Origin of the sequence: Microcoleus sp. S28C3 (genome assembly GCF_036700785.1) — a bacterium.
Lineage (GTDB): Bacteria > Cyanobacteriota > Cyanobacteriia > Cyanobacteriales > Microcoleaceae > Microcoleus > Microcoleus asticus.
Genome location: NZ_JAUBPO010000128.1, coordinates 1 through 16014, shown reverse-complemented (window position 1 = coordinate 16014; position 16014 = coordinate 1). Strand labels below are relative to the sequence as shown.

Genomic DNA, 16014 nt, shown 5'->3' with positions numbered 1-16014 from the left:
TAATTTACAACTCTAAATGCCTACTTTTCTTTGAATTCAGTTTTATTCTCTCGATCCTTTCCTTCAGGGCACTACCCAAGAACACGGCCCAAGTCTTCAAAAAAAGTCTTGTTTAGTGGGATCAGGATTAGTTCTGAATAGAGCAGCCCTCGCTCATACTGGCTGGATCGATAAACCGTTACTTCAGGATCGCATCGGAACCAAGCTCATATCAGGGGGAGATGTGGAAATCGCTTTGCGGATTTACGGAGCAGGATACGACCTGTGGTACACTCCCGACTGTAAGTTAAGGCACTTTATTCCGGCTAGGCGTACTTCTGAAAAATACTTGATCGACATTAACTATGGTCTAGGAACCTCTCAAGTTTTGGGCGATTCTCTTCTCTGGTCTGGTTCTTATCGAGATTGGCTGTTGAAATTTATTATCGATGCGGTGAAAGCTTCCCAAAATGTCCTGATTCAATCTTTAAGAGCGGCTTTTGGGCGGATGAATCCGGCGGAAGTAGAGATAAACAGGAGTTTGTACGCGGTAAGTGGGCCGGAATTAGGCGCGTGGTTCGCATGAACCCAGAAGAACGCAGCTTGCTATTGGGGCGTGCAAAATTAGCTGTTTAGCCAGCTCGTAAATAGTATTTCTTGAGGTAATTTCTGTGAGCAAGCCTTGGAAAGTTCTCAATGTCGAATTGAGCGAAAAGATTCCTGAATTGCCCTTGATTTCCAACTACGCCGGAGTGTATGTAGTGTTTTGGTGGCATAATATCCCCCTTGGGGAACGGGAGATTTTAGAGGATCAGTTGCCAATCTCGGCTTCACAACTAGCGAATCTAGCGGCGCTGGCGATCGCTCCTGCAGTCGGCAGCCACCTCCTAGAGCAAGGTTTTAAAGCGCCTTTGCCAGAAGTTTACAAAAAAAATCAGGCGTGGCACCAGCCCCCTGAGTTTCATGCCCTGACAGCCTTAGAGCAACCCCTTGCCAAGCTGCGGGATCGTTTTTCCCAGACTAGCAGCGCATCTGTTTCTGTCATAATCTGCACTCGAAATCGGCCAGAACAATTGGCGCGATGTTTGCGATCGCTGCAAAATTTATCCCAGCCTGCTCATGAGCTCATCGTAATTGATAATGCTCCCAGTTCTGATGCTACCCGCCAACTGGTGGCTGAGATGCCTGGAGTCAAATATGTATTAGAACCTCGCCCTGGTTTAAGCGTAGCCCGCAATACTGGCATCTCCCACAGTACAGGCGACATTATTGCCTTTACCGATGATGATGTGATCGTTCACCCTGACTGGGTGGCCAGGATTGCACAAAGTTTCAGCGAACCCAAAGTCATCGCTGTAACCGGCCTGATCCTGCCTGCAGAACTCGAAACAGAAGCCCAATTAATTTTCCAAAAAGGTGAGAGTGGCTTTGGTTGGGGATACCGATCTCTGACTTTTGACCCTGAATTTTTTAAGGATACGAAACACTTAGGCGCTCCCGTTTGGCGCATTGGCGCAGGAGCAAATATGGCTTTTCGGCGTGAAGCTTTTGAGTTACTAGGAGACTTTGACGAACGCTTAGGTGCAGGGGCATCTGGGTGCAGTGAAGATTCAGAGCTATGGTACAGAGTGCTGGCGGAAGGGTGGATTTGCTACTACGATCCCATCCCTGTTGTTTATCACTATCACCGGGACGATCTCGATAGCTTGAAACATCAGATGTACCAATATATGCGGGGCCACATCGCCGCCCTTTTGATTCAGTTCGATCGCTACAAGCACTCGGGGAACTTGCTTCGCTTATTCCTCGTTTTACCTATCTATTATGTAAAACGATTTTTAATCGGCCTTTTGACCGGATTTAAAGGGATTAATAGAACGCTATTGGCAGAGGTATTAGGTTGCTTTTCAGGAGTCAGATTTTACCTCAAAAATCGTGTAAATAAGGATCGATAGTTTTTCCAATTAGAGGAAGATTATGGCAACAGTTGTTGAAACCAAGAAATCTGAAACGCATAAAGAGAAGCTGGGCAATTTCTTAGCCCGCAACCCTTTCGGTCAGCCCTTGACCCTGGGATTTTTTTACAGAGAAAAGATGCGGGCAATTCACCGCATTTCCCCAGACCTGCCATTTAAAGAAATTTTAGAAGTAGGAGGAGGTCAAGGAGGCTTAACGTCTTTACTTTATCCGCAAGCGCAAATTACTAACATTGACCTCGATCCTAAATATGCAAATGTTCCTTGCAACCAGCAGGAAAAAGTACGCTTCATCTGTGGCGACGCGACCAATTTACCGTTTGAAAATGAGTCCTTTGATGCAGTGACGATGTTTGACGTTCTCGAACACATTCCCGACCACCAAAAAGCGGTATCAGAAGCGCTGCGCGTGCTTAAACCAAAGGGATTTTTATTAGTGAGCAGCCCCAATGAGAATTGGCAGTTTCCTTATTACGGCGTGATGAAACCGATCTGCCCGCCTGAAGCAGAGGTGATGGCAGAATGGGGCCACGTTCGGCGCGGCTATACGATCGATCAACTGACGGATTTAATCGGTTTGCCTTACCAGAGTTCTGCTACTTTTATCAATCCCCTGACAGTAGTCTGTCATGATTTTGCCTTCTCTCGCTTGCCCCGCCTCGTGCGCCTATTATTCTGTACGGCCCTGAGTCCTGTAACGTGGACGAGCTATTGGTTACACAAACCAGAATCATTAGGGACGGAAACTGCATACGCTTGGCAAAAGTAGGGAGAAAAATCAGGCGGAAGGCAGAAAGCGGTGCGTTCGCAGAGGCCCAGTGTCAGAGTTAACAACGGATTTACTGGACTAGATTCTTATCAGAATTATTAACCGGATCTTCTCGCATTTGAGCAAAAACTCCGACTCGATCTTGGTAAAGCATCTGCATATTATCTGCCAATTCCCGATCGCTCCACCAGTGAACCAGAGAATCTCGGTGACGCTTAGCGAGGAGCGATGGGGGAATTCCCTTGGCAATATCTTGCTCAACTGAGTCCATGACACCATCATACCAATTGCCAAACATCTGAAACCCAGCTAGGGTATTTAAAGGAAGCAGTAGCAACATCCCTAAAAAGAGTCCCCACTGAACAATTTGTTGCCATTTTCGAGAGCCGTACAGTTCCCAAATAAAGAAGGCTGTACACAGCATGGGAACTGCAAACATCACGTATCGCATGGGGAATCCTTGAGATGGAATCACTCCAGATCTACCATAGCCTACTGCTAAGGAATAAACACCGAAAACACCACATAATAAGAGCATGAGCAAAGATCGTTGTCTCTCAAAACCTTGATGGCGTACAATGCCTAAAAGGACTATTCCGATAGTAGGAAGAAAAATCCCAAAGGCTATCAATACAAAAAAACTCCACGAATAAGCAGCAACGCCTCCGAAACTGTAAGCTAAAAATTTAGCAACTGTCTGGAGTGTCGCCCATAAACCGGGAGAGGGGGCATTCCAGGTGGGAGGTTGATAGCCAATAAAATATATGCCGATCGAACACAAGGCAATCGATGCCAAACTGATGGAAATAATACTCGTCCATCGCTGTTTGTCTTTGGAATCGGTAGCGTACAAGTTGACAAAGCCACGATAGATGAACCAAGGTGCGAGCAAAGGAACTAATAACAGCCCATTCGCTCCACAAAAGGGAAGTGCAACCAAACTCACCCCAGCTATTGCTACTGCTAAAGGCGTTGTCAGAGTGGGTTGAATGACAAAGACAAAGACTATAATGTAGGTGAGGGCAATAGGCAAGACTTGGGTAAACTGCCAACTCCAAAACAGATTAGGCCAATTGCTGAGATTCAATAAAGCAATGGGAAAAAAGGCATCCGCATAGCTGGTTTTTCCCCCTCGCAAAGATTGAGCGACTTGAATGGCAGTAGCAGCAACAAAAGCGAATGTCAGGACATTAAGTACCATCCCTGAACGAAAATCCCCGTTAGTAAACTTGAGTGAAATTAACAAAATTAGGCGCGGTAAAGGGATGCGATGTTCGTTATTCTGCTGCCACAACCAACTGCCTAAGTGGGATTCATGTCCTGTCAAGGGCTTAACCAACAACCAATCTTCTGCCAGGGGAATATTTCTTCCATAGCTCGCTAAACAGATGAAAGCAGCGATTAGCATTGCTAACCAAATACCCCAGACAAATAGCTTGGCGTTGCGATCGCCGGAAACAATAGACATAGAAGTATTGTCCTAATGTACTGTTAATCACGAGATTTTAACTGGCGAGTGATAATTTTTTTAGCGCTTTTTCTTGAACAGATTTTTCAACCACAATTGCCACAAAACTTGCCAATATCCTCCACCTACTTGGATCAGTCGAAAGGATGAAATTCCCATATCTGGGGTACGATTGATCCAAGAAATGGGAACTTCAATGAGTGAATAACCTTTCAACAAAGGTTGCAGTCCTGTCTCTGCATTGATGGCAAATCCTGGCTGAGTAAGTTCTAGGTTCTCAACTACCTCTCGCCGCATGAGTTTGAGATTATTGGTTAAATCCCGAAAATTGCGCAGGAATAATATCTGTGCCAAGAGATGAAATCCTCGATTGACAATTATTTTAGATAAAGGGTAATTAAGCAATACGCTATGGCGGGAAAATCGACTGCCCACTACTACATCATAGCCCTGATTTGCCTTGTCAAACAAATCGCGAATTTCTGGAAGAAGATGCTGAAAATCACAATCCATTGATAAAATATACTGCCCTGTAGCTACTCGATAGCCATCTGCAAGGGCTCTTCCTACGCCATTTGGTGGAACCCGGAAGACAGGTTTAATCAAGGGATCTGCGTCTGCTAAACGTTGAATTACTTCACTGGTTCTGTCTTGACTATTGTCATCGACGGGAATTATTTCGTGTAGATAATCGCCAAAAAAAACCTTGAGTCTAGTAATTAGAGGTTCGATGTTCATCTCCTCATTATGGCAGGGAATGACGACAGAGACTGCTCCCCGTAACTGCTCGTGTTCACACAGAGAGATTTGGGGACTGTTAATAACTCTAGGTGGCTTTTGAGCATGAATGAGAATTGAACCCGCTAGGGTCTTTAACCCAGGAGTATTTTCGAGAATAATCGAAAGATTGCGTAATAGCCAAATCAAGTCTTTGGTGAGGGGAGCATAAACAAAATCGTTGAAAATAGCAAAGATTCTAATAAATCCAATTTCAGAAATTAGTTCATATAATTCTGGACGATTGAGGAGTTTTCTGGGGTCTTTATTCCCAAAACTTTTAGAAATAAAACGACGTAATCTCAGAACGATATTCCAGGGATTACTGTCATAAAAAATGACTTGACCGCCCGGATTTAGAAGTTCATAAACTTTTTGGAGAAACCAGCCGCTATTTCGCTTATCCAATAAATCCATTGCCACAATCAAATCAAAATGTCGTCCTTCAAGGATTCCTGGGATAGACATTGCATTGATAAACTCAACTGAAGAAACCAAAGTATCGGGTTTAGGGAGTTCGGTAAAGGTGACTGCTGTGATCGGATTTTCTTCACGAGATACTTTGAGAAGTTGTTCTGTAAAAAGACCTTCGCCACAGCCAATTTCTAAGATAGTTTGGCCCGGAATCAGGTGAACTAGATGACGGAAAGTTTGCGCTCTCCAGAGCAGTCTATCTTGATAAATGGCATCACGCTTTTTCCAATACCGATCTCGATACTGCTCTCGAATCCCTAAAATTTGACTCTGGATTAGATCGGGATCGTCTTGGGTAGGTGGTATGTTTGCAGGATGAATTTTAATCATTTGCTATCTCCTGATTGAGCAGAATTTTTATTTTTTGTGAATACCCATTTTTCACTGATAACATAGTTGATAACAGAGCCGAGAATAATCCCCGTTAAGGTATTAATTTGATAATTCATTTTTAACCCCTCTAAAATAGGGAAAACCAAGAAGCTTCGAGTAGCGACAACTAATCCACAAGAGATGTGGTAGCGAGGGAGCTGCTGCCCTAAAATCTCTTGCCAACTTGAGTGATGATTTACCCAAACCCACGTTCGATAGACAAAAAAACTAAATAATAAAGAAATTTCAATCGAAATAATATTGGCAACATTGCGGAGAATTTGTGTGTTCAATTTCCAAGTTTCGATGATGAGATAAATTAACACAACATTGAAAATTGCTGTAATAATCCCACAAATTAAATATCTAAAAATTCGTTGTTTAGATTTCAATCTAGCTCGAGTCCTAATTTTTTTATAACTTGCTACTCTTGTTCGGTAAAGTGACTTTTAAACTTTTACCTCCTTTTTATCAAAAAGTTACAACGCTCGCTCGCTCGCTCGCTCAAAGTTTAGTCTCTCGTTAAACGGCTACTCATCCCGTAACATTTCTGTAGCCCGGGGATTGCGTATGTATCTATTTTATTCGGTGCCTTATTTAGTTGTTTACTGGATATTATATAATGAGCATTGATAAAAAAGTAAATGAAGTTTGATAATAGCCCACCAGAACCAACGATCGCCCTCCTGCACTGGGGCGATTTAATCGAAGATTTTTTAGATACCATCGGGGTTTCCTTTGAAGCTTTTTGCAACGAAATGACGGGGGGCTGGATGTTTGGCTACATTGAGGCGCTGCGGCGGGCAGGGGTGCGGACAGTGTTATTCTGCATCTCTGGTAGCGTAACTGAACCCGTGTACTACACCCACAAAGAGACAGGAGCAAAAATCTGCACCCTGCCGGCACCTCAACTCTACCAAGCTGTCCGCCGCCAGATGGTTAACCCTCAAGGATGGACAGTTCAGGATATGTTTGGGGAGGTTCGAGGCCTCCGCCGTCTGATGTTGGCAGGGGTGAAAAGCGTTACTCCTTACCTGGCTACACCGCTGGGGTTGCTGGCGGGAGAAATGCGACGGGAAAACTGCCAAGCGATTCTCTGCCAAGAATACGAGTACCCGCGCTTCGACGCTTGCACTTGGTTGGGGTGGCGGATGGGGCTGCCTGTTTTTGCGACATTTCAGGGGGGCGATTTTCAGGTTAGTCCTTGGGAAGGCTTGTCGCGCCCGATCGCCCTCAAAGCGAGCGCGGGTTTAATTATTGCTTCGCAAACCGAGGTACAGCGCGTGCAAAGTCGCTATGGGGTGCATCCTGCCAAGATTGCCCGCATTTTTAACCCGCTGGATTTGGAACTGTGGCAACCAATGGATCGCGCTGAAGCTAGGCAACTGCTGGGTTTTCCCAGTGACGCTGAAATTGTCGCCTGTCACGGGCGGATTGAGATTCGCCGCAAGGGGTTAGATATTTTGCTGGAAGCTTGGGAACGGATCTGCCGCGATCGCCCAGGCCGAGATTTGCGGCTGTTGCTGGTGGGGACTGGTAGCGACGCGGAGGAATTGAGCCAGCGAATCGCTCAGATGCAGCTTTCGGGCATTGTTTGGGTGAATGAATATGTGCGCGATCGCGCTTTGATGCGGCAATACCTCTCGGCGGCTGACGTTTATACTTTGCCTTCTCGGCATGAGGGGTTTCCGGTTGCACCGCTGGAGGCGATGGCTTGCGGGTTGCCCGTTGTGGCTGCTGACGCGCCTGGAGTGCCTGATATTTTCGAGGGGGGCGAAGCTGACGGCGGGATCGTTGTGCCCCGTGAGGATGCAACCGCTTTGGCAGGGGGGATCGGTCGGGTTTTAGACGATCGGGCGTGGGGGCGGGATTTGGGCAAGCGCGCTCGCATTCGGGTGGAAACTCATTTTTCTCTGGAGGCGATCGGTGTGCAACTGCGACAGTTTTTGGGCGATCGCTCTTTAGCGCACAATTCCGCCGATCTGACTCGCAGCACTGGGAATGCTTGAAAAATCCCAGCCATAAAATTTGATCTATGCCTAATTTTTCTTGCTTTATTGTCACTTTTTGTGCAAATTATCGGAAACATAAGAAAGTTAACTTGACGGATTTTTTTAATAGATTCATTTTTTCACTTAAGCAACTTATTGTGGGAGGGTGACAAAAATGTCTGGGAACTAGACAGAATCAGGTTTTCTACCCGTCAACCCTGTTGATAAAAGCGAAGTTTATGACGAGCTAGCTTCATTAACTATTGCACATATTCAAAATATTGTTCCAGATAATTCACCCACTGTCACTGACTTGAAATTTATCGCGCGGATATTCCAGTTACACAAAAGACGGGAGACACGCAGCTAACTTATCGGGGCGATTGTAAGTCGGAAGAATAATTTAAAATATAGTTTTAGCTTTGTTGATGATTAGGGCTGACGCACTCCGAACAAAGAAACCGGATTTTTTAACCGAAATAGAGGGTTTTAAGCAAGTATTTGGGTTAAAAAACGCGGTTTCTGAACACCCGTTCGTAATTCCTAATTATAATCTGAGATATTTTAATTCTTTAAGCGATATAACACCGACTCAGTATTAAAATCTTTTCCGAAAACTCGTTGTAGCGGGCCCTCGGCACTTGTCAGCCAAGATAGAGCTTTTCTGGTAGCTGCGTTTGTCCCAGTCAGGGGCCCGAATCCCACAGTCCTAATTTTATTTAGCCGCAGGTTGTCAATCCATGCCGAAAGTCGATCGGCTCTAAAAGGCACATATAAAACTTGTCTGTCCAAGTTTTTCCCGTAAAAAAGGTAGCTGCGCGAACTTAAAAAGAATCCTATTCTTTCATTGGGTACTGTATTTTTGTCAATATATTCGTAAATACCGCGATACAGTTCTGTACGTGCAAAATCTCGCTTTTCCCTCCAATTACCAATTACTATCAATCCTATACACACACCAATTATTACTATGTAAATCGATTTTTTACGGGTAGGAAGTAGACGATCCAGCCATCCTAAACCCGGATTTATTTTCAACAATATCAAAGCCAGCGTCATTGACACAAGGTAAAATATGGGATATTTTAATATATATTGCCAACTGGGAGCTAAAATTTTCCAGATACTATTAATAGCTTCTACGGGATTAGACTTAAAATTGTCGATCAACAAACTCCCCCAAACAATACTATCTCCGGTAAAAGACTCATTTTTAATATAATCAAAAATTGTGTTGCTAGTAATTCCGCAAAAACTACTAATTAAAACAACTGCCAGAACAACTTTATTTGGAGTTTTCAAGAGAGTTGCTGTAGCTGCGGCGGCGATGGCGAGTAAGCTTAAAAAGGGAAATCCGTATCTGAGGTTAAAACCGAGTATAGGGCTGAGTTTACCGATCGACTCTCCAACAGTACCGGAGGTGTAAGGTGTAATTAGATACAGAATTCCTGTGCTGGCGAGAAGTATTATTAAAACAATATTATTTTGATTAATTATTCTGGTTTTACCTTGCATCAAAGCTAGAGGTGCTGCCAATACCTGAAAGGCGATCGCCAGAAATGGCAGTTGCAATCTAATGAGGATTTGCAAGCCGAGAGTTTGCCAGTGGGAAATATTGCTGGGATTAAATTGAGCTGCTAAAGTGCTTTGCCAAATCTTTAAAAGTGGCGAAGCGGGCGGCGCAGGTAGGGTAGGTGTTAGCTGCTGTACCGGGGGTGTTATCTGCGGTACGGGAGATGGTAAGGAATAAGGCTGTAAGGGAACTTTAATATCGCCAGCCTCGCCGACAGGATAATTGACGTGCAGCAAGTTTCTCGCATACCAAAAACCTCCTAAAAACAAGCAACAAGCTATGCCGCACAGCAAGACTGGTTTGAGAGAGCGGCGAATTCTCAAATGAGCTGGTGTGGATTTTTTATTAACAGCAATTTTTTTTATTTCTAATATTACTAATCCTCCTAAAAGTGAGGCAGCATAAACTATTCCCGTGATTTTTATGCCGGCTAGCATTCCTGCGGCTGCCAAAAATAGGGATAGTTCGGATTGCGCTCTGCTGCTATGATACGAGCAACCCAGATACAAACCCGCTGTAAATATTGCAGCTAGCGGTAAGTCTGGGTGAATGGTATTAACTTGGTTGAGTACCATCGGTACTGTCAATACTAAAGATGCTGCTGCCATAGCGTGCATTCGCGTTGCTCCAAATTTTACGCTCAATAGATAGACGGCAATTCCCTCAAGTACCCAGGCAATTAGCAGGGGAAAAGCTGTGAGAAAATCTTCTTTGAATGGGATTAAGCATAAAACAGATAAAACGTGCCAATTGTAGGGATATACTTTAGCTTGCTCTTGTTCAAAAATCCAATTTCCGGCGGCATCTAATAATGTAAATGAATGGGTTTGATACCATCGGGCGATCGCAGGCAGGTGAAACCACAATGAGTCATAATTGGTTGTAGGTTTGCTTGCTAGAGTGTCCCACAGCGCAAATCCTGCAACAGCGGCGGCAACAATAATTAGCCATTCTGCTTTGCCCAGAGGTTGCTTGAGTTGGGGAATCTGCCACTGCGAGAAGGTAAAGTTTCTGTGGTTTTTGGCATAGAGCGGGATTAAGCCGATCGCACAAATCAGAATTTCTACTATAATGACGGCAGAAATATTTAGTTGATCGGCACTTCCTAATATCAAGCCGATACAGACTTGTGCAATACTCCATCCCGTCAGGAGTATGAGGAGAAAATGCGGATATGAATAGTTATTGTTTTCCTTCTGATTCTCGAAGGCAAGAGACAAGCTTAAGGGAACCGGCCCGACTAGAATAATCAGAAATAAAATTAATTCCCATAAATGCTGCGCTATTAGCATAAGCTGCAAGTTACCAATTTTTATCGGTTTTTCCTCGTTACCAGGCTTTTTTTGGTAAAGAGAAATCCATCAGATCTGATATCAACAAATCTTGCACCCTGCTCAACAACAAGTTAGGAGTGCCCGTTCTACAAAATATCAATTTTTTTGGGGGGCGGGCTATTCGCCCGCCCCTAAAAAAATTAATCCAGCCAATCCCCAATTTTTACCTGCTAGCTTGCTTCTGAGTTTTGGGTTTGACTGCTTCGACATCTTTGGGCTTAGAAGTGTCAGCTTTTAACAGTTCCGGGAATGGCGGCTGGAGGTTGTGAACTTCGATGTCCATTCCCAGCGGCAAAGGTGGAAGCTGCGGCAGATCGTTTTCCAAATCCTTGAGTGAGTTAGCAGTTTGTATTTCCACCATTTTCGGCATTTGCGGTACTTTGGCGGTTTCCAAAGTGCCCATCATTTTTGCCAGAGCGAATTCTAGCTGAGAACCCGGGTCGATCGCCACCCAACCCTGGTCAGTCATTTGCCGAACCTCGAAGTGCAGGTGAGGCCCTGTAGACATTCCTGTACTGCCGACGCGGCCGATCGTCTCTCCCTGTTTGACCCACTCTCCCGGTTTCACAAACAGTTCCGAAAGGTGGCCGTAGAGAGTTTCCTGAGACTTTTTGTTGTGGTTGAGAACCACCGTCAAACCGTAGCCCCCCAACCAATCGGCGATCGCCACTTGACCTGCATAGGCGGCCAGTACCGGCGTTCCCAGCGGGGCCCCCAAGTCAGTTCCAGTGTGAAACCTGCCGTAGCCCATAACCGGATGAGTCCGCCACCCAAACGGCGAAGTAATTGCCGAAGCAATAGATAGCGGAAACAGCAAGCTTGTGTTGCCATTTCCGGGCAGGCCTGCGGGACGAGGCGTGAGATTGTAGTAAGCAAAACCGGTATTGCTGCCGCTGCTGACACTAACCGCACCGACTTGAACAGGCCCGAGTCCCATGCTGGGTGCTGGAGGGCCGCCGCCGTAAGATGCAGATCCAGCATAATACGCAGCGTCTGCGGAGTATCCAGCGTCTGCCGAGTAGCCGATGTTTGCCGAGTATCCAGCGTCTGCTGAGTATCCAGCGCCTGCTGAGTAGCGGGGGGGTGCGTAAGCAGATTCCGGCGGGTTTGAACCCCCCCAAACCTGGCTGCCTATTTTTTGAACGGCTTGACCGATTTTACTGACAGGATTCCCGCTACTATTTCCGGCGACAGTTTCCCGAACATTGTCTGGAATGCTTTCTGGCAGATTTCGAGGAGGAGGAGCTGCAATGTAGCCGTCGTCTGCGATCGGAGTTTCCGGGCTGTAGTTGGGTTCTCCGGCATCTGCCGTCACCGGCTCGGAAACAGGAGGAGGCGCACACAAACCGCCAACTCCTTCGCAGCCGTTCGATCGTTCTGCAAACTCTATTCTTGTTGGCGCTTCGTACTCTTGGTACTCGCTGGTAGCGCCAACGCTGTAGTCTGTTTGGTCGATTTCAGCGTGGGCTGGGTTAACTGGCGCTTCAAAAGGCGGCTCCTGGGCCGTCGCTTCTGGCAGGGGAATCAGCGCGGGCTCTGGCAGATAATATTGGGTGGGAGGTGGTTCGCTGGCGTACTCCGGCTCGGACGGCGGTTGGGCATCGAAAGGCTCGGACGGCGGAACTTCTGCCTGCGGTTCAGGGTATGGTTCTGGCGACCCTTGGCTGTATTCTGGTTCCGGGGGCGGGACAGGAGCTTCAAATAATGGCTGGAGGTCTGCTGCGCCTGGGACGGCTTGTTCTGCTGGCGGAGTTTCGGCTTGGGCCCAAACTAGGCCTTTGCTGAGCAGTCCCAGACTGGCAAGGCAACCCAGTCCCACCAGCAGTGAGCGCTCGGACAAAAGGCGCGAGCGAGTCCGGGCGCCTGTAGGGTTCTTTTTTTGCTGTTTGGTGTTCAAATGGGCTGTTATTTGCTTGTCTGGAACTGGTTTCACGATTTTTTTCCCAACTCAACAGGGGGTAAAAGGAGATCGAAGTCAGGATCGAATGTATTGCAATCCTTGTCTTTATACAGCCCTAAATGATTTTACCGGGCTTGAGGCAATTTTTTTGGCGCATCCAATAAGTCGAATGCCGCTGGGTAGAGTCGCGATGGATACCCTGGTTTTTTCGAGCCTGATTGCACTGACAACTCGTCTCTGACGGTCACACTGATGATAGCGCTTTGGCGTTCGTATATGTTAATTAGTTACCGAAATTTTGCTCTCGGGTCATGCAAAATTTTGGTGGCGTCCGCCGGAGTTAACCGCCGAGGAACCGCGATTTTTTGATTAAAGCCGATCGTCGATTTAAACTTAGTCGGCAAAATTGTTGATTGTTTAGAATACAAGGCAAATGATTCGCTTGGGTAAGGATAGGTTTCATGACTGTAGCTGGCGATCTCTTGACAAATGTTTCTGACTCTGAGTGCGCCGGACAACCAGACGGTATCAGTTGGGAGTGGCAGAGTTCTGAAGGCTTGCCCTATCTGACTTGCAGCTTGCTTTCCCGCTGGTCTCACGGCTTTTTTACGCGCGATTTCTCGTCGCAGGGGCCGATCGATCTGACGGAAGTTCTGCAACCTGGAGCTAAGGTTTACCGACTCCAACAGGTACACGGCAATGCGGTACTCAAAACCAGTCAGTTGCTCCCTGTTGTGGCTCCGGGCCCGTCCACCGCTGCCCCAAGCTATGCTGAGGCTGATGGCTTGGTGGCCGAGGGAGAATTGGAGGCGCTGTGGGTTTGCTCGGCTGACTGCGTGCCGGTGCTGATTGCTGACGAACGCACGGGACTGGTTGCGGCAGTTCACGCGGGTTGGCGCGGGACTGCTGCTAAGATATTACCAGAGGCGATCGCTCAACTTGTGGCACAAGGCAGTCAACTAGAAAGTCTGAAGATTGCTATGGGGCCGGCGATCGCTGGAGAGGTTTACCAGGTATCTGTGGAAGTAGCAGCGGAACTGGGAGCCACCATTGCTCCTAAGAGTGCCGTTAGTGCAACAGCCGACGGCATTCTAGAGTTTTTGCACCAACTGCCGGAAACGCCTGTCTTGGCCGATCCAGAACCGGGAAAGGTACGCTTTGATGTTCGCCTCTGCAATGCTCTGCAATTGCAGCAGTTGGGAATCGATCTTTCTCAAGTGGCGATCGCTCCTTTCTGTACTTATTCTGACTCGGCTCGCTTTTTTTCCTACCGCCGCGATCGACTTAAAAAAGTTCAGTGGTCGGGAATTGTGAGCGCCGGCGGGACAAGTTCCTTCTGAGGGCATTTGGCAGAAGGTAAAATTTTAGACGGCAAAGATAAAAATAAAAATCTTTGGATTCATTATTTTGTATTTCCCAATGCCAAATGCCTTCTATCTTCTACCTTCCTAAGGTTTGCTGGTTCCTGTTTTAAAGCACTAAAAACTAGCAGCAAAACTTTTGGGAAAGCGGCAGAGCCCCCGCCCCGCTTTCCTCTCTTGTTAAGATTGCTCTATAACGAGAGTCTTCAGCGGGTTATTACAATGAGTGAGCCAACTCCCTATCAACTGCTTGAAGTCGATGAAGATGCTTCCTTTGATGAAGTGCAAGAGGCCCGCACGCGCCTAGCTGAGCAGTACAGTGGTGACAAGAAACGTTTGGAATCGATCGAAGCAGCCTACGACGCGATCCTCATGGATCGCCTGCGGCAGCGACAGGAAGGTAAAATTAAAGTGCCCGAACGCATCCGCTTTCCCGAGCGGCTGACTCCCCCACCCGCAAGCTTTACTCCCTCTCCTCCTAGTGGCAGCCCAGCTTGGTTGCAGCGGCTAATCGATACTCCTAGTCGATCGGACATTTTGTGGCCGGCTGGGGTGTATGTGGGGTTAGGCGGACTGAGTATTTATCCGGCGGCTAATGATGCTTTACTACAGTTGACTCTGGCTCTTGGGGTCGGCTCTTGTCTTTATTTTGTTAATCGCAAGGAACAAAAATTTGGTCGGGCCGTGCTGCTGACTGTGGCTGGCTTGGTTATAGGCTTGCTGCTGGGAGGCGTTGTGGGATCTTTTGTCAGTCCGGCATTTATAACAACAGAGAAATTTATCGCTTTGTTTACGTTTTTAATTCTGTGGCTGGTCAGCGGTTTTCTGCGATAGTCAAGAGTCATTAGTCAGCAGTTATTAGTCAGCAGTCATTAGTCATTAGTCAGCAGTCAGCAGCCAACAACTAATCACTGTGAAATGCCAGACCTCGGACAAATAATATCAGCTAACAATTAATAACTCATAACTAATGACTAATGACTAATGACTAATTTTGGCGACTTAAAATAATCTCAAATGCTTCACTCAAATTGTTAGCAATTAAATCCGGTTGGTGCATTTCTAGTTGGGTGCGATCGCGAATTCCGCACAAAACACCAATTACTTTAACACCGTGCGTTTTTGCTGCTATAATGTCCGCCTCCGTATCGCCAACCATCCAAAGGTCAGAAGCCGGCGGCAGTTCGGCGAGAGCTCTTGCCATTAGCAGGGGCTTATCTTTGACATCCCCGGTTTTGACGTAATCGTTGGGGAGGCAATAGCGGCGGTTTTCTGGGAAAAATTGCCCTAGATTACAGCGGTTGAAGGCTTCATCCAGTTCCCTGACGCGGCGCATGGTCATCACCGCTAAGTCTACTCCAGCGCGCTGCACCTTTTCGAGGGTTTCCAGAGCGCTGGGAACTGGTCGATCGTAAATCATGTAGGGTAGGGTGTGGACGGTTTGACGGCGTTTCTGGGCAAATTCGCGGGCCTGGGCTGCGTCTAATCCTGAGAGAATGCCAATTTCGGTTTCCGGAACCCGCGCGCGCTTCATGTCCCAAAACTCGGCTTTGAGGAGTTCGCGCACTGGTTGGCCCGAACGCTTAGTCTCGGCGAGACACTGCTGGTAAACTCGGTAGTAGCGATCGGACACGTCCATGATCGGGCCATCAAAGTCGGTAATAAGTCTCAGCATTTAGCAGAATATTTTTAAGCTTTTATACAAATTGTTCGATATTATAATATCACTTAAAGGTAACAGTTTCTTTACAAAAATTGACACAAATACTCAGAGGAGGTGAGGTCTATAGGAATGGTGCTCATTAAAGGAAACATTTGAATTAAACTGTGCCTCTCCTCAACTTTAGCGGTTGTAAGCTGCTACGCAGCTAAACCGGATAAAATAGCATTGCCTTTATTTTTGATTTTTCTATCCCATTTAATAACCATTTCTCCTTCATTTAATAATCTCTGTAGCAATTCCGACAATTCTTCTACTGACTTAAACAGTCGATGTGCTATATATTCTTTCGCTGAATGCCAGACCAATTCAATCAAATT

12 protein-coding genes and 1 pseudogene are annotated in these 16014 nt (G+C 46.5%); 6 read left to right on the top strand and 7 right to left on the bottom strand.

The window, feature by feature from the left end:
- Positions 1–115: 115 nt before the first annotated feature.
- From QUA13_RS27855 to QUA13_RS27845, 3 genes are all read left to right on the top strand, one after another.
- Positions 116–565, top strand: coding sequence for a hypothetical protein (locus tag QUA13_RS27855; RefSeq protein WP_333203762.1), 450 nt, complete (start codon positions 116–118; stop codon positions 563–565).
- A gap of 85 nt (positions 566–650) precedes the next feature.
- Positions 651–1934 (top strand): glycosyltransferase, encoded by a 1284-nt coding sequence (locus QUA13_RS27850; protein WP_333203760.1) that lies wholly within the window; start codon positions 651–653, stop codon positions 1932–1934.
- A gap of 22 nt (positions 1935–1956) precedes the next feature.
- The gene (locus QUA13_RS27845) at positions 1957–2724 is read left to right on the top strand and encodes a class I SAM-dependent methyltransferase (RefSeq protein ID WP_333203758.1); all 768 of its coding nucleotides are present in this window, start codon (positions 1957–1959) and stop codon (positions 2722–2724) included.
- Positions 2725–2794: 70 nt separating this feature from the next.
- Here the strand turns inward: QUA13_RS27845 and QUA13_RS27840 are convergent, their stop codons facing one another.
- The 3 genes from QUA13_RS27840 to QUA13_RS27830 are packed head-to-tail and all read right to left on the bottom strand — an operon-like array spanning position 2795 to position 6207.
- The gene (locus QUA13_RS27840; protein WP_333203756.1) at positions 2795–4192 is read right to left on the bottom strand and encodes a hypothetical protein; all 1398 of its coding nucleotides are present in this window, start codon (positions 4190–4192) and stop codon (positions 2795–2797) included.
- 60 nt (positions 4193–4252) lie between these two features.
- Positions 4253–5773 (bottom strand): glycosyltransferase, encoded by a 1521-nt coding sequence (locus tag QUA13_RS27835; protein WP_333203754.1) that lies wholly within the window; start codon positions 5771–5773, stop codon positions 4253–4255.
- Complete coding sequence (locus QUA13_RS27830; RefSeq protein WP_333203752.1) at positions 5770–6207, bottom strand: GtrA family protein; 438 nt, start codon at positions 6205–6207, stop codon at positions 5770–5772. The genes QUA13_RS27835 and QUA13_RS27830 overlap by 4 nt, the downstream gene beginning before the upstream one ends.
- 252 nt (positions 6208–6459) lie before the next feature.
- On the opposite strand from QUA13_RS27830, the gene QUA13_RS27825 reads away from it, so the two are divergent.
- Entirely contained in the window at positions 6460–7824 is a 1365-nt protein-coding gene (locus tag QUA13_RS27825; protein WP_333203750.1) for a glycosyltransferase family 4 protein, read from the top strand.
- Between the two features lie 546 nt (positions 7825–8370).
- Here the strand turns inward: QUA13_RS27825 and QUA13_RS27820 are convergent.
- Together QUA13_RS27820 and QUA13_RS27815 are read right to left on the bottom strand one after the other, a co-directional pair.
- Positions 8371–10671, bottom strand: a complete 2301-nt coding sequence (locus QUA13_RS27820; RefSeq protein ID WP_333203748.1) for a hypothetical protein — start codon at positions 10669–10671, stop codon at positions 8371–8373.
- Between the two features lie 205 nt (positions 10672–10876).
- Positions 10877–12646: a peptidoglycan DD-metalloendopeptidase family protein gene (locus QUA13_RS27815; RefSeq protein WP_333203746.1), complete on the bottom strand. Its 1770-nt coding sequence runs from the start codon at positions 12644–12646 to the stop codon at positions 10877–10879.
- A 428-nt stretch (positions 12647–13074) separates the two neighbouring features.
- Between QUA13_RS27815 and pgeF the strand changes: the two genes are divergently transcribed.
- Positions 13075–13953 (top strand): peptidoglycan editing factor PgeF, encoded by an 879-nt coding sequence (gene pgeF / locus QUA13_RS27810; protein WP_333203744.1) that lies wholly within the window; start codon positions 13075–13077, stop codon positions 13951–13953.
- A gap of 243 nt (positions 13954–14196) precedes the next feature.
- Positions 14197–14808: a CPP1-like family protein gene (locus QUA13_RS27805; protein ID WP_172185851.1), complete on the top strand. Its 612-nt coding sequence runs from the start codon at positions 14197–14199 to the stop codon at positions 14806–14808.
- 154 nt (positions 14809–14962) lie between these two features.
- On the opposite strand, the gene QUA13_RS27800 is transcribed toward QUA13_RS27805, so the two are convergent.
- Positions 14963–15649, bottom strand: a complete 687-nt coding sequence (locus QUA13_RS27800; RefSeq protein WP_333203742.1) for an HAD family hydrolase — start codon at positions 15647–15649, stop codon at positions 14963–14965.
- Positions 15650–15834: 185 nt separating this feature from the next.
- Positions 15835–16014, bottom strand: a pseudogene (locus QUA13_RS27795) (IS630 family transposase); the annotation flags it as partial.